This is a genomic window from Pseudomonas sp. PDM26, from assembly GCF_019219185.1.
GTDB lineage: Bacteria > Pseudomonadota > Gammaproteobacteria > Pseudomonadales > Pseudomonadaceae > Aquipseudomonas.
Map to the genome: position 1 here is coordinate 1 of NZ_JAHUWC010000057.1, position 340 is coordinate 340.

1 rRNA gene is annotated in these 340 nt (G+C 42.9%); it reads left to right on the plus strand.

Annotated elements, in window-relative coordinates:
- Window positions 1-66, plus strand: a 16S ribosomal RNA gene (locus tag KW849_RS31080); the annotation flags it as partial.
- Between the last annotated feature and the right edge of the window lie 274 nt (window positions 67-340).

Consider the following 340-nt stretch of genomic DNA (forward strand, 5'->3'; position numbering starts at 1 on the left):
TTCATGACTGGGGTGAAGTCGTAACAAGGTAGCCGTAGGGGAACCTGCGGCTGGATCACCTCCTTAATCGACGACTCAGCTGCTCCATGAGCTCCCACACGAATTGCTTGATTCATTGAAGAAGACGGGGGCCAGCCTTTAAGGTGGTTTGCTTCGTTAGAGTTTAGAAATGAATATTCCAGTGTGAATATTGATTTCTAGTCTTTGACTAGTTCGTTCTTTAAAAATTTGGGTATGTGATAGAAAGATAGACTGAACGTTACTTTCACTGGTAACGGATCAGGCTAAGGTAAAATTTGTGAGTAATTGCGAATTTTCGGCGAATGTCGTCTTCACAGTA